General features: G+C 29.7%; 17 protein-coding genes. 2 read left to right on the top strand and 15 right to left on the bottom strand.

Annotation, left to right across the window (positions count from 1 at the left end):
- Window positions 1–41: 41 nt before the first annotated feature.
- A complete protein-coding gene (gene secA / locus SLITO_RS00285; protein ID WP_075057823.1) occupies window positions 42–2,951 on the bottom strand; it encodes a preprotein translocase subunit SecA in 2,910 nt (969 codons plus the stop codon).
- Window positions 2,952–3,190: 239 nt separating this feature from the next.
- Here secA and SLITO_RS00280 point away from each other — a divergent pair, with 239 nt between their 5' ends.
- Together SLITO_RS00280 and SLITO_RS00275 are read left to right on the top strand one after the other, a co-directional pair.
- Window positions 3,191–3,799 carry a YigZ family protein gene (locus tag SLITO_RS00280; RefSeq protein WP_083433310.1) on the top strand — a complete coding sequence of 203 codons (609 nt, stop codon included), beginning with the start codon at window positions 3,191–3,193 and terminating at the stop codon, window positions 3,797–3,799.
- Window positions 3,800–3,817: 18 nt separating this feature from the next.
- Window positions 3,818–4,756 (top strand): 5'-3' exonuclease, encoded by a 939-nt coding sequence (locus SLITO_RS00275; protein ID WP_075057821.1) that lies wholly within the window; start codon window positions 3,818–3,820, stop codon window positions 4,754–4,756.
- 13 nt (window positions 4,757–4,769) lie between these two features.
- Here SLITO_RS00275 and SLITO_RS00270 read toward each other — a convergent pair whose 3' ends face one another.
- The 14 genes from SLITO_RS00270 to rplL all read right to left on the bottom strand — a co-directional run bounded on the left by SLITO_RS00270 (window position 4,770) and on the right by rplL (window position 20,813).
- Window positions 4,770–5,054, bottom strand: a complete 285-nt coding sequence (locus tag SLITO_RS00270) for a F0F1 ATP synthase subunit epsilon (protein ID WP_075057820.1) — start codon at window positions 5,052–5,054, stop codon at window positions 4,770–4,772.
- Complete coding sequence (atpD, locus tag SLITO_RS00265; RefSeq protein ID WP_075057819.1) at window positions 5,038–6,450, bottom strand: F0F1 ATP synthase subunit beta; 1,413 nt, start codon at window positions 6,448–6,450, stop codon at window positions 5,038–5,040. The genes SLITO_RS00270 and atpD overlap by 17 nt, the downstream gene beginning before the upstream one ends.
- 15 nt (window positions 6,451–6,465) lie before the next feature.
- Entirely contained in the window at window positions 6,466–7,311 is an 846-nt protein-coding gene (atpG, locus tag SLITO_RS00260; protein ID WP_075057818.1) for an ATP synthase F1 subunit gamma, read from the bottom strand.
- Between the two features lie 4 nt (window positions 7,312–7,315).
- Window positions 7,316–8,887 carry a F0F1 ATP synthase subunit alpha gene (gene atpA, locus SLITO_RS00255; RefSeq protein ID WP_075057817.1) on the bottom strand — a complete coding sequence of 524 codons (1,572 nt, stop codon included), beginning with the start codon at window positions 8,885–8,887 and terminating at the stop codon, window positions 7,316–7,318.
- Window positions 8,888–8,900: 13 nt separating this feature from the next.
- Entirely contained in the window at window positions 8,901–9,446 is a 546-nt protein-coding gene (locus tag SLITO_RS00250; RefSeq protein WP_075057816.1) for a F0F1 ATP synthase subunit delta, read from the bottom strand.
- 3 nt (window positions 9,447–9,449) lie between these two features.
- Window positions 9,450–9,986, bottom strand: coding sequence for a F0F1 ATP synthase subunit B (atpF, locus tag SLITO_RS00245; RefSeq protein WP_075057815.1), 537 nt, complete (start codon window positions 9,984–9,986; stop codon window positions 9,450–9,452).
- Window positions 9,987–9,989: 3 nt separating this feature from the next.
- Entirely contained in the window at window positions 9,990–10,316 is a 327-nt protein-coding gene (locus SLITO_RS00240) for an ATP synthase subunit c family protein (RefSeq protein WP_235443369.1), read from the bottom strand.
- A gap of 14 nt (window positions 10,317–10,330) precedes the next feature.
- Window positions 10,331–11,101: a F0F1 ATP synthase subunit A gene (locus SLITO_RS00235; protein ID WP_075057814.1), complete on the bottom strand. Its 771-nt coding sequence runs from the start codon at window positions 11,099–11,101 to the stop codon at window positions 10,331–10,333.
- A gap of 32 nt (window positions 11,102–11,133) precedes the next feature.
- Window positions 11,134–11,505, bottom strand: a complete 372-nt coding sequence (locus tag SLITO_RS06235; RefSeq protein WP_144416383.1) for an MG406 family protein — start codon at window positions 11,503–11,505, stop codon at window positions 11,134–11,136.
- A 71-nt stretch (window positions 11,506–11,576) separates the two neighbouring features.
- The gene (gene upp / locus SLITO_RS00230) at window positions 11,577–12,200 is read right to left on the bottom strand and encodes a uracil phosphoribosyltransferase (protein ID WP_075057813.1); all 624 of its coding nucleotides are present in this window, start codon (window positions 12,198–12,200) and stop codon (window positions 11,577–11,579) included.
- Between the two features lie 16 nt (window positions 12,201–12,216).
- A complete protein-coding gene (gene rpiB / locus SLITO_RS00225) occupies window positions 12,217–12,645 on the bottom strand; it encodes a ribose 5-phosphate isomerase B (protein WP_075057812.1) in 429 nt (142 codons plus the stop codon).
- A 63-nt stretch (window positions 12,646–12,708) separates the two neighbouring features.
- The gene (gene rpoC / locus SLITO_RS00220) at window positions 12,709–16,476 is read right to left on the bottom strand and encodes a DNA-directed RNA polymerase subunit beta' (RefSeq protein WP_075057811.1); all 3,768 of its coding nucleotides are present in this window, start codon (window positions 16,474–16,476) and stop codon (window positions 12,709–12,711) included.
- Window positions 16,477–16,494: 18 nt separating this feature from the next.
- A complete protein-coding gene (rpoB, locus tag SLITO_RS00215; RefSeq protein ID WP_075057810.1) occupies window positions 16,495–20,301 on the bottom strand; it encodes a DNA-directed RNA polymerase subunit beta in 3,807 nt (1,268 codons plus the stop codon).
- 143 nt (window positions 20,302–20,444) lie between these two features.
- A complete protein-coding gene (gene rplL / locus SLITO_RS00210) occupies window positions 20,445–20,813 on the bottom strand; it encodes a 50S ribosomal protein L7/L12 (protein ID WP_075057809.1) in 369 nt (122 codons plus the stop codon).
- Window positions 20,814–20,823 lie beyond the last annotated feature (10 nt).

Below are 20,823 nucleotides of genomic sequence, written 5' to 3'. Positions count from 1 at the left end.
TAAATTTATAAATAATTTATAAATTTATTTGTTTACTTTTATTATCCAATTTTTGTTTTAGTTTGGACTTGCTCTGTGTCATGGATTTCATCTGGATTCACAGAACCATCTTTGTTTACTTTTATTATTTTTTTTACTTTACCTTTTTTATCTTTAACTACGTAATCTTGTGGTTCTTGAATTTTTTCAGCAACTGCTAAAAGAATTTGAGCTTCAATCATAATTCTATTTTTTTCTTCATCATTTTTATCGACTGTAAGTTTATCAACACTTGCTTTAATATCTTCTTTTGTGAATTTTTTTTGGTATAGGTCAAATTTTTTCAATATGTTATCTAAATCGTCTTGTGTTAATTCCATCATTTTTTTATTTTTTTGTTCAAAAACTTCATCTAATTTTTTCATTAATCCTTCAAGGATAAAGAATTGAAATTTTGTTCTCTCTAACATTTTTGGATCATTTTTAAAATCGACAAGCAATTCATTGAATCTTTTTTCAACTGATGGTCTTGAAAAATCATTTGGCATAATTTTTCATTCATTTAATATATCATTAATATCTTTATCTGTAACATCAATAACTTTTTTTTCATTAGTTTCTTGGTTTACGTTTGACATTCTAATATCATTCTCATCAATAGATCTTACAAATGATTCGTTTAAGCCTTCAATTGCATCTTGAGCAATTAAAACTTTCATTTTATTAAACAATCTTGCAGACTCTTCTACATATTCATGAAGTGGGTTGTTTTGCGCATACTGTTGTAAGTAAATTCCACTTCTTAATTTTTGTGATAGATTAATATGTTTTGTTCAATGTTTATCAAATGATTGAATTATGGTTCTTCTTTCTAACTCAAGAATAACATTAGGAGGTACATCTTTTGTTTTTTCTAAATAATATTCCATCATTTTTTGCTGTATTAAACGAGCAACTTCATTTTTTTCTAAACTATTAAAATCTTTTTCAACTATTGCATTGGTTGCAACAAGTTTTCCGTTAATTGATTCAATTAAAGATTTGTTATTAATAACTTTTTCTCCTCTTACAAGTTCTGAGTTATTTTCTACAGTTTCAAATGCAACTGTATATTGGAATCTTGCAATTACGTTTTTTAAATCTTCTTGCAATAATATTGAGTCTCTTTGAGCATACATAGCTTCTCTTTGTTGACTTAATATGTTGTCATAGTCTAAAACGTTTTTTCTTTGATCAAAGTTTAAACCTTCTAGTTTTTTTTGCGCATTAGTAATTGCTCTTGTAAACATTTTTGATTTAATATGGTCATCTCCCAATTTCAAAAACATTTGTCTAATTTTTGGTGATGCAAATCTTACCATTAATTCATCTTCCATTGAAATGTAAAATCTTGAAGTTCCTGGGTCACCTTGTCTACCACTTCTACCACGCAATTGATTATCAATTCTTCTTGCTTCGTTTCGTTCAACACCCATAACAAAAAGACCACCATTTGTTCTTGTTTCCTCAGTAAGTTTGATGTCAGTACCTCTACCGGCCATGTTTGTTGCTAAAGTAATTGCTTTTGGTTGCCCTGCTTTTTCAACTATTTCTGCTTCTCTATGGTGATTTTTTGCATTTATCATTTCAAATTTAAAGCCTGCTTTTTCAAGATTTCTGGCAACTTGTTCTGATGATTCAACTGATGTAGTACCAATAAGAACTGGTCTACCTTGATCATTTAACTCTTTTAAATCAGCTAAAAGTTTTTTAAACTTAGCTTTCTTAGTTCCAAATGTGTAGTCAGGTTCATCTTTTCTAATCACAGGTTTATTTGTTGGACAACAAATAACTCTTGTATTATAAATTTTCAAGAACTCTTCTTCTTCGGTTTTAGCTGTTCCTGTCATACCAGATAGTTTGTTATATAGTCTGTAAAAGTTTTGGTATGTGATGGTTGCAAGTGTAACAGTTTCTTCTTCTACATTAACGTTTTCTTTTGCTTGAATAGCTTGATGTAATCCATCACTATATGCTCTACCTGGCATTACCCTACCTGTAAATTGATCAATTAAAACTATTTCGTTTTCCTGAATAGTGTATTCAACTTCTTTTTTAAAAGTGTAGTTTGCTTTAAGAGCATTCATTATTAAGTGAAAAAGTTCAGTGTTTTTAACATCAAATAAATTATCTAAACTAAAATAAGATTGTGCTTTTTCAATACCACTTTCTGTTAAATAAACTTGTTTAAATTCTAAATCTAATTCAATGTCAGTTTCTCTTGATATAGATTTAGCGAAAGTATCAGCAGCCTTATATAGGTTTACTCTATTTTGGCTACCTCCTGAAATAATTAACGGTGTTCTTGCTTCATCAATTAGAATTGAGTCGGCCTCATCAATTATTGCATAATTTAATTTTCTTTGAACTTTTTGACTAAATTGGTAAACCATATTATCTCTTAAATAATCAAAACCTAATTCTGCATTAGTTGTGTAAGTAATATCTTGAGAATATGCATTTCTTTTTTCATCTTTTGTAAGACCTCTACCGTTTAAACCAACAGTTAAACCAAGTAAACTATATACTTTACCATTTATTTCGCTATCTCTTTGTGATAAGTACTCATTAACAGTAACAACATGAACTCCCTCACCACTCAAAGCATTTAAATAAGCAGGAAAAAGACCTGTTAAAGTTTTACCTTCACCAGTTTTCATTTCAGCAATATCACCTTGGTGCAAAATAATTGCCCCAATTAGTTGAACTCTATAGGCTTTTAAACCCAACACTCTGTATGCAGCTTCTCTAACAACTGCAAATGTTTCAATTAATAGATCATCTAATGACTCCCCATTTTTTAGTCTTTCTTTAAACTCTGAAGTTTTATTTACAAAATCTTCATCTTTAAGATTACTAAATTTTTCTTCCATTGCAATTATTTTATCTGCGATTTTTCCATGATTTCTAACTATGACCTTGTCTCTTGCCATACAAAACTCCTTTTTACAAAAAAACTAAATTAATTATACCTCTTATTAACTCAAAATAATAAATATAAGTAAAATTTATGTTTTGATAATTAATAAATTTAATGCTAAAATATTATTGTTTTAAAAAGTATTCAATGATTTATAAAATATTTTAGTTTTAGTAAAATGTTTTTAATTTCGTATATATAATTACTGTTAATTGTTTTTAAAAGCACATAATTATAAAATTAGATTGGTAGATGAAAGTGGATAGTTTCAATGAATTAGATATTGAAGAATTTTTATCAACTTATAAAGCTTTTAAAAACTCTAAGTTTATTACAATTATTTGAAAAGTTTATAACAAAAACCAATTAGAGGAATTTTTAAATATCAATAAGGACAATACTGCTACTCATAATTGTTATGCATATAAATATGGATTTCAAAATCAAGAGTATGGTTATTTTAATGATAAAGAGCCTAATGGTACGTCAGGCGATTGTTTACTTAGCATAATTAATAAAAAAAATATTACTAATATTGTAATTTTAGTAACAAGACACTTTGGCGGAACAAAGTTAGGTACTGGTAATTTGCAAAAAGCATATTCGGCAGGCGCAATTGAACTAATTGATAAATCAAGTATCAAAATTAAAAGTATTATGTGTAAGTTGAAAATTCAATATTCAATTAATGATAGTAAAAAAATAAATAATTTTATAAATAAAATATGTGTAAAAACAATACCATTAATAGTATACGAAGGAAACTTTGTTATATCTACTGTACTAATTAAAACTAAGGAACTATTAAATGAAGTGATGTTTAAAATTAAAATTCTAGAAGAAATTATTGACTATTTTTAAAAAGAAAGGTAAAAATGCATGGATAAGAAAAAAGTTGTAATAATTGATGGTTATCATTTATTACATAAGGGTTACTACGGTAGTCTAAAAAGAAAAAAAGTGGCCGTCAATCGTGAAGGAAAACTTATAAATGCAGTATACGTTTTTGTAGCAAATATTTATCAATTAATCAAATCTAATAGTTACCATACAATTATCGTTACATTTGATGTTGGTAAAGAATGTTGGAGAAGAGAAATATATCCTGAATATAAAGCAACGAGAAAAGAAACACCCCCAGAATTAATCCCACAAATGCAGTTAGTTAGAGAGTTTCTAACATCTGCAAATATCCCTTGGTATGAAAAGGAAAGATATGAAGGCGATGACATTATGGGAACTATTTGTCGACTTGCTGTTAAACTTGGATATGATGTTGAAATATTTTCAAATGATAAAGATACATATCAACTTGTTAGCGAAAACGTTACAATTGTATCTCAACAATCAAAAAAAGCTGAAAAAGAAGTTGTTACAGAAGATACAGTTACAGAAAAGTTTGGTTGTTTACCTTGTCAAATACCTGATATTAAATCACTACTTGGTGATCAATCAGATAATATTAAAGGTGTTAAGGGTTTACATTATAAGACAGCTATAAAAATGATTAAAAAATATGGTAACGTTGAAAATATATTTCAAAACATTGCTGACTTTCCACCAGATAAGCAAAAAAAACTAGAAGAGTGCAAAGAGCATGTTTTAAAAAATAAAAAAATAACAAGAATTCTTAGTAATGTTGATTTGGGAAGAATTGACTTTAGACCATTGAGGGTAAATTATATTAGGTTTATGGGATTTTTGAAAAGAGAACGTATGTGAGCTTTTACAAAAATGATAAACGATAAATTTGAAGAACAACAAAAAATTATGATAACTCATAGAGAAAATTTACAAAAAGAAAACTCAGGTAGTTAATCCTGAGTTTTTATTATATTCTTTGACCTTTTTCATCAACTTCATAAAGTCTTTGGGTAATTATTTTAACTTGATTGTTAGATATTTTTATAATTCCACGGTGAAGATGAATGTGTTTGGTTATATTATTTACAGTATACTTCATATTACCAATAACAAGAGTTGAAACAATTGGGGCATGATTTGCATAAACTGTTATTTTTCCAGCTGTTGTAACAATTGTTAATGAATCAACTTCAATATCATCTAGAAAAGTTTCTTCTGGAGTTACTATTTTAAGTTTAAACTCTTTTCCCATTTGATTGTTCTTTAAATCTTTCTAAAACATCATCAATTGAACCCGCGTACATAAATAATACTTCTGGAACATTATCAAGTTCTCCATTTAAAATTGCTTTAAATGATCTTATTGTGTCACTTACTTGCACATATTTTCCTGATCTACCAGTAAATTTCTCCCCAACTGTAAATGGTTGAGACATAAAGTTTCTAATCTTTCTTGCTCTATTAACAATAATTTTATCCTCTTCTGATAACTCTTCCATTCCCAAAATAGCAATAATTGATTGAAGTTCTTTATACTTCTGCAAAGTCTCTTGCACTTTTAAACTTATTTGATAATGTTCTTCACCAATTATTTGAGGATCTAACATTCTCGAACTTGAACTCAGAGGGTCAATTGCGGGGTATACTCCTAAAGAGGCAATCCCTCTATCAAGAACAACTCTAGCGTCCAAGTGAGTAAATGTAGTTGCAGGCGCAGGGTCTGTTAAGTCATCAGCTGGAACATAAACTGCCTGAACAGATGTGATTGATCCCTTTTTAGTAGAAGTAATTCTTTCTTGCAATGCACCCATTTCTGTGGATAAGGTTGGTTGATAACCAACAGCTGAAGGCATTCTTCCAAGCAAAGCAGATACTTCTGATCCGGCTTGAGTAAATCTAAAAATATTGTCAATAAATAGTAAAACATCCTGTTTTTTAAAATCTCTAAAATATTCTGCAATTGTAAGACCTGTTAATGCAACTCTCATTCTTGCTCCTGGTGGTTCGTTCATTTGACCAAATACTAAAGTAGTTTTATCAATTACTCCAGCTTCAATCATTTCATAATACAAGTCATTTCCTTCTCTTGTACGTTCTCCAACTCCTGCAAAAACAGATATACCACCATGGGCTTTAGCAACGTTGTTAATTAATTCTTGAACTAAAACTGTTTTACCAACTCCGGCACCACCAAATAATCCAATTTTACCCCCTTTTGAAAAAGGCATCATTAGATCAATAACTTTAATTCCAGTTTCTAATATTTCTGCAGATGTTGCAAGTTCATCGTAACTCGGAGCTTGTCTATGAATTGGTAAAGTTTCAACATCCTTAACCTGAGGTTTATCATCTATTGGTTCACCTAAAACATTAAACATTCTTCCTAAAACTTTATCTCCAACAGGAACAGATATTGGTCTTCCTGTATTTTTTGCTTTAAGTCCTCTTATCATTCCTTCTGTAGGACCCATAGCAATTGTTCTAACTAAATCATCACCAATATGTTGAACAACTTCTAATACAAGTTTAACTCCATTATTATCAACTTCAATTGTATTTAGTAACTCTGGCAACTCTGATGGGTTAAACTTAATGTCAACAACCGGTCCAAGAACCTGAACTACTTTTCCTTCTGAACTTTTAATCATTTAATACTACCTCCATTAATCGCTACTTTGGGCATTTGCTCCACCAACAATTTCACTAATTTCTTGAGTAATGCCTTCTTGACGTTTTCTATTATAAAGTATGCTTAATTTTTCAGCAATTTCTTTTCCATTTTTTGTTGCTGATTCCATAGCCATTCTACGACTTGCTTGTTCAGATACTTGCGATTCAATAATTGTTCCAAACAAAATTGTATTCAAATACATTGTTACACTTGTTTGCAAAACAGTTGATCCATCAGGTTCTAAAACTAAATCATCATTATCCTTTTTTTCTTTTGGAGATTCAATTGGTAACATGTCTAAAATTGTTGCATCAAAAGTTACATTATTTATAAATTTTGTATATATTATTTTTATTGAATCAAATTCTTTTTTTAAATAATTTTCTAATAATCAAATTGATAACTCTCTTGATTGTTCATTTGAAAAATCAACATCAATATTTGATAATTTTTTATAAATATTATAATTATTTGCTTTTGAGTAATTAAATATTTTATTCCCAATTGGTAGAACCAAATCAGTTTGTTTAACATTTTTTTTAAACAACTTAATTATATTTGAATTATATCCTCCGCAAAGACCAAGGTTAGAACCAATAATAATTCATAATGTTTTTTTAATTTCTTGATCTTTTTTTCTCATAAATTTTGAGTCAGATGTATGTGAAATTATATAATTAAAGACTTCATAAACTTCTTTTAAATAACTTTGTGTGTTACCAAGTCTTTTAGATATTTTTTTTAACTTTGCAGTTGCAACAAGTTCCATTGCACCTGTTATCTTACCAATATCTTTTGTTGATCTAAGCTCATTTTTTAATTCACTTAAGTTAGCCATTTAATTAAAGTCCTTTAAATTCTTTTTCATCCCCAAAATCTGAAACAACTCAACCATTTAGTTTTGATGTAATAGTTTTTAAAATTGAAACAAGTTGTTTATAAATATCATTTTCTAATTTATCGCTAAACTCTTTTTCTGTTTCTAATAATTTTCTAAGCGCTACTCCATTTTTATCTGTGTTAAAGAAATTAAAAATAGTTTCTTTAAAGTTTGTCATTTCTGATAAAGGCAATCATTTAATAAGTCTTTTTTTAATAGCTAATAGAACTATTGCTTGATCGATTTGAGATATTGGTTTGTATTGTCTTTGTTTTAATAGCTCTACAATTTTAGCTCCATGGTCCAATGTTGCTTTGGTTGTTTCATCTAAATCACTACCAAATTTTGCAAATGCTTGTAACTCATAATATTGAGCAAGCTCAAGTTTTAGAGTACCAGCAGTTTGTTTAACTGCTTTAATTTGCGCAGAAGAACCAACCCTAGAAACTGAAAGACCTGTATCAACAGCTGGTCTTATACCTGAGTTGAATAATTGTTCTGACAAAAATATTTGACCATCTGTAATTGAAATTACATTAGTTGGAATATAGGCTGAAATGTCACCCGCTTGAGTTTCAATTATAGGCAAGGCAGTTATACTTCCTCCCCCAAATTTTTCATTTACTCTTGCAGCTCTTTCAAGAAGTCTTGAGTGAAGATAAAAAACATCTCCTGGATAAGCTTCTCTACCTGGTGGTCTTCTCAATAATAAGGCAAGTGTTCTATATGCTATCGCATGTTTAGACAAATCATCATAAATAATTAGAACATCATCACCTTTTGACATTCATTCCTCTGCGATTGCAACTCCAGTATAAGGAGAAATATATTGCATTGGTGCTGGTTCTGAAGCTGAAGCTGATATAACTACTGTGTAGTCCATTGCATTTGCACGTTTTAATTTTTCAACAACTTGTGCAACTGTAGATTCTTTTTGTCCAATAGCAACATAAATACATTTAACGTTTTTACCTTGTTGATTAATTATTGCATCAATTGCAATTGCAGTTTTCCCAGTTTGTCTATCTCCAATAATCAATTCTCTTTGACCTTTTCCAATAGGGATTATTGAATCTATTGATAATATACCGGTTTCAAGTGGTTGATTAACTGACTTTCTTGACATAACTCCAGAAGCAATTTTTTCAACATAACTAAATTTTTTATTTTTCAATGGTCCATTACCGTCTATTGGCATACCAATACCGTTTAGAACTCTACCAAGTAACTCATCTCCAACTGCAGTTTCTACAATTTTTTTTGTTCTAGTTACTTTATCACCTTGTTTTATTTTTGAGTCATCACCCATAACAACAGCACCAACAGCACCATCTTCTAGGTTAAGAACCATACCATAAATTTCATTTGGGAATAATAAAAGTTCTCCCATCATAACATTATCTAGACCATATAAAAGAGCAACTCCGTCTCCAATACTTGCAACTTTTCCTTCTTCTGAAACTGTGATTTTCTTACCGTAATCTTTAATTTGTTTTTTAATTACTTCAGATATTTCATTTATTTTAAGCGACATTTTTAATCACTCCTTAGCTTCTGTTTTCTTTTAATTTATTTTTCATATCTTCAAGTTTACCTTTAACTGAAAAATCATAACTTTTATTAGCAACCTCTACGACAATACCGGCAATAATATTTTCGTCAATTATATTTTCTAAATTAATATTTTTATTTAGTTTTGAAGAAAGTTTTTTCTCTATAACTTCGATTGTAGAATTGTTTATTTTTGTTGAAGAATATATAATTCCGTGTTCAATGTTCATACTCTCTCAAATTAATTTTAAAGAGTATTTAAAAATTTGTTGCACTGACCCAAAAACTTTTCTTTTTATCATTAGCTTTAATGCATTAATGATATTTTCATCGGCTTTTTTTTGCAATGAAGATTCTATAATTTTTTCTTTAGTGTCTTCATCAACAAAGTTATTTGATAAAAAGTTTTGGATTTCTGGATTAGCCTCAAACATAACTAAAAGACTTTTCAAATCTTCTATATATTCGTTCGATTTTTTATTATCTATTGCTATATCTGATATTGCAGTTGCTCAATTGTGAATAATGTTTTGTCTTTCCATTAACTATTTACCATCGATGCTGTTTAAAAAATCATTAATAAATTTATCATTATCACTTTTTGAAATTGATTTTTCAACAACTTTTTCTGCGACATCAAATGCAATATCAATTATTTCTTTTCTAATATTTTCTTTAGCCTCATTTTTTTCAAAGTCTAATATTTTATTTGCATGATCTTGAATATTTTGAGCTTCTTTTTTTGCGTTGTTAATTATTTCTAATTTAATGCTATCGGCTTGACCACGTGCAGAATCAACTATTGTTTTAGCTTCTGTTTTTGCACTTTCTAAAAACCTTGTAGCATCAGCGTTATTTTTATTTGCTATTGTTTGTTTTGAAGATGCTTCATCTAACAAAGCATTAATTTTTTTTCTTCTATCTCTAATTGTTTGTCTAAATGGTTTATAAACAAGTTTAAATAATAAAAGCAAAATAATAATTGTTGACAAGATGTGAGCAATTAAAATTGGCAGATTTGGAAACAAACCTTCAATTATATCTGGTAAACCATATCCTGGTTTTTCTAAAAAATTTATCATTTACTATGCAACAAATATTAGTAAAATACTAATAACTAAAGCATATATGGCACCAGATTCTGCAAAACCAGCTGTAATAATTAAAGTACCTGTAACTTTTGGAGCTACTTCAGGGTTACGACCCATTGCAATACATGCACCATAACCAACTATACCTTGACCTAAACTGGCTCCAATCATACCAAAACTACAAATACCTGCACCTAACAATTTATATCCGTCACCTTCTGCAAGGAACATAAATTGAGAAAACAATGTGTAAATTGGCAACATTGTTATAAATGAGCCCCCTGTTAAAATACATGAATTTTTTAAAACTTCTAAAAACATAATTTCTTCTCCTTTTATTCTTCTCCAGATTCTCCGTTTGCTGAACTAGACCAATATGATAAAGTAAGCATTGAGAATACTATAGATTGGATAACTCCATCAAATAAATCAAAATATAAATGCAATCAAGGCATTAACGATATAGTTAATATATTAAATCCTGATCACCAATATTTATACTGAGCAAGTCAGTCATTAGCCATTGAATCAGATACAGAACCAACATTGCTAAATCAACCTGCTTGCATATTAATTAACGCTGTATATAATAGCGCTAATATTACACTACCTCCAAGCATATTACCAAATAACCTAAATGATAAAGATATCAAAGGTACAAATTGTCCAATTAATTCTACTGGGTTATAGTACCTTTTTAAAAATGCTCATTTTTGGTATCTAATTCCATAATAATAAATACCTATAAATGTAACAAAAGCCATCGAGAATGTGGTTGTATATGATGTTGTTAATGGTTCAAAACCAAGCAACGCAACCACTGATGAGATGACAATATACATAAATATGTACATCATATATGGGGTTAGTTTTCTATGCTCTTTTCCCATAATTGATATTACAATTCCTTCAACTTTGCTAATAAACATTTCTGTTAAAACAAGAAAGCCTGAAAGTTCTTTTTCTTCGTTCCTATTTCTAATCTTGACATTGTATACTATACAAAATGTACAAATTATAATAAACGTCATGAATACAGAAAAGAGTTGTGGAGTTAATGCTAAAAATCCATCAAATAATTCACCACTAACTAAGTAAGAGACCATTTAACCTCCCCCTTTTTTATTTAATAATTGCCTTATAAAAATCTACTTACTTTTATTCATCCATTTATAAAAGGAGCGAATATGATCCCATTGTAACCGATTATAATCCCTATTGGATTAATAAAGTTTTGTAAATAAAGACTTATAAGGAATGGAACTATATATATTCCTAACTTTAAAATCAATAACGTTGAATAAAAGAAAGGGTCTAAATTTATAATAAATTTACGTATTATAAATTGATTATAAAAAAAACCCGACCAGCAACAAGCTATTCCTAAAAAATAACCAACTAATCATGGATAATTTATTTTTTTCAACAATAATAAAGTTAACAATACAAAGAAAACCAAAATTGAGGTCGTGAGATATAAAAAAAATAATTTAACTTTTTTTAAATTCATTTAAAGCTCAATCCAGTTCCATCAATTTAATATTACTCCTAAAAAATATAGAAATTAAATAATTTTTAAAATTATTTTGTACCAAATATTCTATCTCCTGCATCTCCAAGACCTGGAACTATGTATCCGTCTTCATTTAATATTGGGTCTAAACTTGCGGTATATATTTCAACATCTGGGTGATCTTTTTGTAATTTTTCAATACCTTCTTTAACAGAAACTAAGCAAACAAATTTAATTTGCTTAGCGCCTCAACCTTTTGCAATTTCAATTGCTTTTGAAGCACTTCCTCCAGTTGCTAGCATAGGGTCAACAACAATTACATAACTATTTTCAATATTTTTAGTTTTTTTAGCATAGTATTCAACAGGCTCTAAGGTTTCTTCGTTTCTATATAAACCAATATGGGCAATTCTTGCTGTTGGAACTAATTTTTGAATACCTTCAGTCATACCTAATCCAGCCCTTATAATTGGAATTAAAACAACTGGTACGTCAATTGTATATCCTTTAGTTTTTGTGACTGGTGTTTCAATATCAACCTCTTTTAAAGGCATATCTCTAAATATTTCATACACCATCAACTGTCCGATTTCATTCAAGTTTTCTCTAAAATCTTTTGAAGAAGTTTCCACTTTTCTCATTCTTGTAAGTTTATCAATTATTAATGGATGCTTTATAATTGTAAATGACATAAAATATCTCCTGGTTCTATAAATTATCTAATTTTTCAACTCTTTTTTGGTGTCTTTCTCCTTCGAAAGAAGTATTTAAAAATGTATCTAATATACTAATTGCTTTTTCTGTTGCCAAAATCCTTGCTCCTAATGCTAAAATGTTTGCATTATTATGTTTTCTAGCCATTTCCGCATCTTTTTCATCACGGCATAAAGCAGCTCTAGCTTTTTTAACTTTATTTGCAGCAATTGATATTCCAATGCCGCTACCACATATAACAATTCCAACTGAATTTGATTGAACAACTTCACGTGCTACTTTTGCCCCAAAGTCAGGATAACCAACTGCTTCTGAGCTATCAGTTCCTATATTTTTAACTTCAATATTTTTTTTCTTAAGGTATTCAACAATTTTATTTTTTAATTCAACTGCCGTATGATCGTTTCCAATTATTACTTTCATAATTCCCCCTCAAAATAAATATTACCATTATTAAATAAAAAAATCAGGGAGAACCCTGATTTACTAATATTCTTGTTCGTAAACTTCTTTACCTTTTTTAATTATTTCTTCACTACCAGTTAAACCAGTACCAGCTGGAATTAGATTTCCTAGCATAATATTTTCTTTTAGACCGGCTAATTTATCAACTTTTCCTTTAATAACTGCTTTTACAATAACTCTTGCAGTATCTTGGAATGAAGCTGATGAAAGTCAAGAATCTGATTCAAGCGGAGCTTTTTTAATACCAAAGATAACATTTTTTGCTAAAGGAGGTTTTTTATTTTTAATAATTGCTTCTTTAACTTCATTTCTAAATGCTTTTGCAGAAATAACTTCACCTGGTAATAAATCTGTTTCACCTGAGTCAATTATTTTTACTTTATTTAGCATTTGTTTAATTATTATTTCAATATATTTATCAGATATTTCAATACCTTGAAGTCTATAAACTTTTTGAACTTCTTTTAGGATGTAGTTTTGGACATCTTCAACACGCGCAACTTCAAGAAGCTCTTTAATATTTATTGCTCCTTCTGTTAGTTTTTGACCACGTATAACATGTTCTCCTTCTTCAACACGAAGAATTGCACCATATTGTGATTTATATCTTTTTTCATCTTGGTCTGATGCAACAACAATTGAAACAATACCATCTTCTTCTTTTGTCTCTTTTACAATACCATCAATTTGTGAAATTATTGCAATAGAACCTTTTGGAGTTGTTATATCTAATAATTCTTTAATACGAGGTAAACCTTGAGTTATATCAGCACCACCAGCAACACCACCAGTATGGAATGTACGCATTGTTAACTGAGTACCTGGTTCTCCAATTGATTGTGCTGCAATAACACCAACAGGTTCACCAATAGTTACGACTTCACCTGTTGCCAAGTTAATTCCATAACATTTTTGGCATACTCCTCGTTCAGTATCACAAGTTAATATTGTTCTGATTTGAACATCTTCAACACCCGCTTCAACAATTTTATCAGCTATTTCAGGGGTAATTAACTCGTTAGCTTTTAATATATTTTTACCAGCATTATCATCTATATCTTCAAAAGAGTATCTACCAACAAGTCTATCTTTTAAAGGAACAATAACATTGTCATGTTTTGTTTCAATAATTGAGTGGACTCAAAAACCTTTTGCTGGTTGACAATCATCTTGGGTTACAATTATTTCTTGTGAAATATCCACTAATCTACGTGTTAAGTAACCTGAGTCAGCAGTTTTTAAAGCAACGTCAGCCATACCTTTACGTGCACCATGAGTTGAAATGAAATATTCAGAAACTGTTAATCCTTCACGGAAAGAAGATTTAATTGGAATTTCTTTAATATCACCTTTAGGGTCATTCATTAATCCCCTCATACCAACAAGTTGTGTAAAGTTTGATACGTTACCACGAGCACCTGAGTCAGCCATAACAAAAACAGGATTTTTTAAATCTTTTTTAAGTATCTGTTCAAGTTTATTTTGAATAGTATCTTTTACATTTGATCAAACAGCAATAACTCTACGTTTTTTCTCACTTTTAGTAAGCATTCCTGAGTTATAGAATTTTGTAATATCTTTAACTTTTTGATCTGCAATTTTAAACTCTTCAAATTTTTCAGTATATGCAACAACGTCAGCAGCACTAATTGTGGTTCCAGATTTAGAAGAAAATTTAAATCCTAAATCTTTCATGTTGTCCAACATTTGTGCTGTTTTTTGAGCACCGTATGATTGGAAATATCTTTCAATAATTAATGATAACTCTTTCTTTTTAATTGGTTGTTGAAGAACATATTCTTTTTCAATATATTCTCTTATATTTGTATCGCTGCTTACTAAAAATTTCTTAACTTCGTTTTCTGCGTTTAAAATATTTGAGTTTATTATTCATGGGAATTTTTCATTAAACATTTGGTTAAAAATTATTTTACCAACTGTTGTTATTAAAATTTTATCCATATCTTCTTCTGCAAATATTTTATTTTCTAATTCGCTTACTGGAATTCCAACTACAGCATTAAGTGAAGCTTTTTTAGTTTCATAAGCCAATAAAACTTCATTATAACTTGTGAATAAAGTACCTTGACCCAATAATTCTGGATTATCTGCTTCTTTTTCTTCAGTTGTAATGTAATAGTTACCTAAAATCATATCCTGAGTTGGAGTAACAATTGGTTTACCATCTTTAGGACCTAAAATAGCTTTTGATCCAAGCATTAGCGCTCTTGCTTCTGCAACTGCTTCTTCACTTATTGGTAAGTGAACAGCCATTTGGTCTCCGTCAAAATCGGCATTAAATGCAGTTGTTACAAGAGGGTGAAGTCTAATCGCTTTACCTTTAACAAGTTTTGGTTCAAATGCTTGTATTCCAAGTCTATGCAAAGTTGGTGCCCTGTTAAGTAAAACAGGTCTATCTTTGATTACTTCTTCTAGAACATCTCAAACTTTTGAATCGTTACTTGAGATTAGTTTTTCAGCAACTTTAACGTTTTCTGCATGTCCATCTTCTTGTAATTTTTTAATTACAAATGGTTTAAACAATGTTATAGCCATATCTCTTGGGATACCGGCTTGATACATTTTTAAGTCTGGTCCGATTGCAATAACTGATCTACCTGAGTAGTCAACACGTTTACCCAACAAGTTTTGTCTAAATCTTCCTTGTTTACCTTTTAGTATTGAAGTTAGAGATTTTAATGCTCTTTTATCTTTACCGAGTACTGGTCTAGGTTTTCTTTCGTTGTCCAACAAAGCATCAACAGCTTCTTGTAACATACGTTTTTCATTGTTTACAATAATACTTGGAGCACCCATTGACTTAACTTTTTTTAAACGTTCATTTCTAATAATTATTCTTCTATATAAATCATTAATTTCTGAAGTAGTGAAACGACCACCATCAAGTTGTATAATTGGTCTTATATCAGGAGGAATAACTGGTATTACACGCAAAATCATTCATTCAGGTCTAGATTCAGACTTTTTAAGGGAGTCTAAAATTTCTAATCTTTTCATTAGTTTACTTTGATCAGATGATCCTTTTTTCTCTTTTAATTCTTCTCTAATATTTTCAATTTCACTTGCTAAATCTATATTTTTTAATAAATCCTCTATTGCACTTGCACCAATTCCAAATTTTGCACTTGTGTGTCTAGATATAAATGTAGCAGCCTCATCCATTGAAAATGGACTTTGTGGTGAACTTAATTGCTCAATTAAATTTGAAGCACGTTTAAAAGAAAATTCTTCAGGTTTAAGATTTAATCTTAAATCTTCTAAAGTTTTTAATAATTTATCTCTTGTTTTTAAACTTGCTTTACCATTTCCTAAATCCAGTACTTGTCCTTTTTTTAAATGTTTAGATGAACCTGGGTCTAACACTATGTAACTTACAAAATAAACTACTTCTTCAACTTCCTTAGTTTTTAAATCTAAAATTGAAGCTATTCTTGATGGAGCAACTTTTAACATTCAGATGTGTGTTACTGGTTCTTCTAATTCAATATGTCCCATTCTTTCACGTCTTACAATAGATTCAGTTATTTCAACTCCACAACGTTCACAAACTTTACCTTTGTTTTTAACTTTTTTATATTTTCCACAACTACATTCATAATTTCTAGTTGGGCCAAATATTCTTTCATCAAAAAGACCTTCTTTTTCAGTTTTCAAAGTTTTGTAGTTTATTGTTTCAGGTTTTGTAACTTCACCTCTTGATCAACTTCTAATTACATCGGGAGAAGCTAATTTGATTTTTATCATTCTTTTATTTGTTTTGTTTATCATTTTCTAACTTTTCCCTTTCTAATCTTCTTGTTTTAATTCTTCAATACTTGTTTCTTCAAAGTCAGTAATTTCATTTGAATTATCAAAAGTTTCATTACTGTTCTCCATAAAATTATTTAATTCATCAATATCTATTTCGTTTTCATCATATGCACTAATAGGAACTTTTTTACCATTCTCATCAATCATATGCATATCAAATCCAAGACCCATTATTTCTTTTGTTAAAACATTAAAAGATTCAGGGATACCTGGTTTTGGGATTGGTTTAGATCTAACAATAGATTCGTAAGTTTTAATACGTCCTTTTATGTCATCTGATTTAATTGTTAATATTTCTCTAAGAGTATAGGCAGCCCCATATGCTTCAAGTGCTCAAACTTCCATTTCCCCAAATCTTTGTCCACCATTTTGTGCTTTTCCACCAAGCGGTTGTTGGGTAATTAATGAGTATGGTCCAATATTTCTAGTATGCAGTTTGTCATCAACCATGTGAGAAAGTTTTAACATATACATAACACCAACTGATATTGGTTTATCAAAAGCTTCACCAGTTCTACCATCAATTAACTTAACTTTACCGTAGTTTGTCATTCCAGCTTCTGCCATTATGTCTTTTAAATCTTCTTCTTTAACACCTTCAAAAACAGGAGTACTTATTTTTATTCCTAATTTTTGTGCGGCCATACCAAGGTGGATTTCTAAAACTTGACCGATATTCATACGAGATGGAACCCCTTGCGGGTTTAACATAATGTCAACTGGTGTACCATCTTCCATATGTGGCATGTCTTCAATTGGTAATATTTTTGATATAACACCTTTATTACCGTGACGACCTGCCATTTTGTCACCTTCTTGAATTTTACGTTTTTGAACAACATATACTTTTATAACTTCAAGAATATCAGCAGGTAAATCATGCCCATTTGCTTTACTAAATCTTTTGATTGATTTAACAATACCTTCTCCACCATTTGGTACTCTTAAAGAGTTATCTTTAACATTTCTTGATTTTTCACCAAAGATTGCATGTAATAGTTTATCTTCAGGAGAAAGTTGTGTTTGAGATTTTGGTGTTACTTTACCAACTAAGATATCTCCAACTTTAACTTCTGAACCAATTGCTACAATACCGTCTTCATCAAGATTTTTCTTAATAGCCTCAGAAACATTTGGAATATCTCTTGTTATTTCTTCTTGACCTTGTTTTGTTTGTCTTCTTTCGATAGTATATTCATCAATATGAATTGAAGTGAATCTGTCATCAATTACAACTCTTTCTGAAACGATAACTGCATCTTCATAGTTATATCCATTTCAAGTTGTAAAAGCAACAACTACATTTTGACCAAGAGCAAGTTCACCTTTTTCCATTGAAGGACCATCGGCTAATATATCTCTTTTTTTAACTTTATCTCCAACTTTAACAATTGGGATGTGAGTAATTGCCGTTCCATTATTTGATCTATTAAAATCATTTAAATCATAATTTTTAATACCATTTTTTTGTTCTACAACAATTCTTTTAGAATCAACATATTTTACAACTCCACCTTCAGTTGCAACAATTGCATCCCCTGAGTCTCTAGCGGCTTCAAATTCAACACCAGTTCCAACAACTGGAGATTCTGGGTCAATTAAAGGTACGGCTTGACGTTGCATATTGGCACCCATAAGCGCACGGTTGGCATCATCATTTTCCAAGAATGGAATACATGATGTAGCAATTGAAACAATTTGCTTAGGTGAAACGTCCACATAATCAACATCTGATGAATTAACCATAATGTCATCACCTCTGTATCTTGCAATAACTTGGTCATCAATAATTGTTCCATCTTCTGCAATTTTAATATTTGCTTGTGCTACAACATATTCTTTTTCTTTATCAGCTGTTAAATATTCGTATTGATCTAAAATTACTTTTTTATTTTTAACTTTTCTATATGGTGTTTCAATAAATCCATATTCATTTATTTTTGCATAAGTAGAAAGGTTGTTAATCAATCCGATATTTGGTCCCTCAGGTGTTTCAATTGGACAAATTCTTCCATAGTGAGATGGGTGAACGTCCCTAACTTCAAGAGCAGCCCTATCTCTACTTAGTCCACCTGGCCCAAGAGCAGTTAATCTACGTTTGTTTGTTAATTCTGCAAGAGGGTTAGTTTGGTCCATAAATTGAGATAATTGAGATAAGTTAAAGAATTCACCAATTATCGCAGTAAGTGGTTTATTGTTTATAACTCCTGATGGTTTCATTTTGTAAGGATTAGAAGTCGCAAGTTTTTCACGAACGTTTTTTTCAATACGCATCATACCGATTCTGAATTGATTTTGTAATAATTCTCCAACTGTACGGACTCTTCTATTTCCTAAATGATCAATATCATCAATTTCTCCAATACCATTAGTCAAGTTTAAAGCATAAGATATTGTTGCAATAATATCTGGGATGTTAATAAATTCATCTTTAGATTTATTTGTTATTCCAATTATTGTTGCAACTTCATCTCTTAAGTCATTGTCTTTATAAACTTTTATTTTTTGAATTTCATTACCTGACTCAATATTATTATTAAAATTTATTTTTTGAACCATTGCCCCTGCACTTAAAACTACATCAATGTCATCAATATTATCTTTTGTTACTTCAAGACCTTTCTCAAACACAACTTTTCCTTTTACATCAACAATATCTTCGGCTAAAATTCTTCCAATTAATCTGTTTTTAACAGCTAATTTTTGTTGCAATTTAAATCTTCCTGCTTTTGTAAGATCATATTTTCTTTTATCAAACAAAAGACCATATAAATATTTACTTGCTCCATCTGCCGTTGCTGTTTCACCTTGTCTAATTTTTTTATAAATTTCTTGGACTTGATTTTCAAAATCTATATTAATATCACCTGTTAATGTATCTTGTTCATAACTTAACTCAATAATTTTATCATTGTCAAAAATTTCAAGAATTTCATCCTTTTCCATTTTGAATGCAGTTAGTAAGCTTGAAACTGTTGTTTTTCTAGATTTATCTATTTTTACATAAAAAACACTTGCGTTTTTATTATCAAGAGTTTTTTTTGTCTCTAGTTCAAACTCTAACCATGTTCCTCTTGATGGTATTACATCTGCAAAATAAATCATTTCACCATTTTTACGGTTCATCTCTTGTTTAAAATAACTTCCAGGTGAACGAACTAATTGCGAAACTACAACTTTTTCACTTCCATTAATAATGAATGTTCCTCTGTCTGTCATTAAAGGGAATTCCCCAAAGAAAACTTCCCCTGTTTTATATATATCTACAGTTGCAATAAACATATCTTCTTTTTCTTCTTTTAATTCAATTTGTATAGAGTCTTTTTCTCCATACTTGCTTTTAAACTCAAAAAAATAAAGATTATCTTTACCGTTTTTAAAATCTAGAGTGTTGGCTTCTAATTTTTCTTGTAATCAGCTTTTTAAAAAAGCTTCTGTTGAACCTATGATGTTATTTTTTAAAACCTCAACATCTTCCATATGAATTGTAAGAGAAAGATTTGCATAAATTGGTGCATCATAAATTTTTGACTCTTCTTTTGCTTTTACCATTGACATTCTTGGTTCTCTAAAGTCTCAATCTGTAAGTGAAAGAACTATGTTCCCATCAGCTGACATTATTGGAAATACTTCAGAAAATACTTCATTTATTCCAACTTTCTTAAATCATTCGAAAGTTGCAGTTTGTAGTTCAATTAAGTTAGGAAGTTCTAGGTTTCCAGAAACTTTTGAGTAGTCCCTTCTTTGAACAAGCGCATTTATTTTTTTTGTTTTGAAATTCATTTAGTGTCCCCCAATCAAATGAAATACACGCACATAGATTCTATACTATTTATACACATATTTCAACAGATTCATAACTCTTTTTTTAAAATGCAAAAGCAAGCAATGAATGCTTGCCAATATTTTAAAGTGGATTATTGCTATTATTTTAAGTCAACAGATGCTCCTGCATCCATTAATTGTTTTTTAATTTCTTCTGCGTTTTCAACTTTAACATTTTCTTTTAATGCAACTGGCAATGTTCCGTCAACTAATTTTTTAGCTTCCATTAATCCTAAACCAGTAATTTCTTTTACAAGTTTTATAACAGCAACTTTATTTCCACCAGCACTTGTAAGCATTACACTTACTTCTGAAGGTGCTGCTGCTGCTCCAGCATCAGCTGCAGGTGCTGCAACTGCTGCTGCTGCAACTACACCGAAGTGATCTTCTATTGCTTTAACTAATTCGTTTAATTCTGTAAGCTTCATTCCTTCTAAAGCTTTTATAATATCATCTTTTGTAACTGCCATTTTTTTATTC

The sequence above is a fragment of the Spiroplasma litorale genome, from assembly GCF_001267155.1.
GTDB classification, from domain to species: Bacteria; Bacillota_I; Bacilli_A; order Mycoplasmatales; family Mycoplasmataceae; genus Spiroplasma_A; species Spiroplasma_A litorale.
The sequence above is the reverse complement of the archived record's forward strand: the minus strand, read 5'-3'. Positions and strand labels throughout refer to the sequence as shown.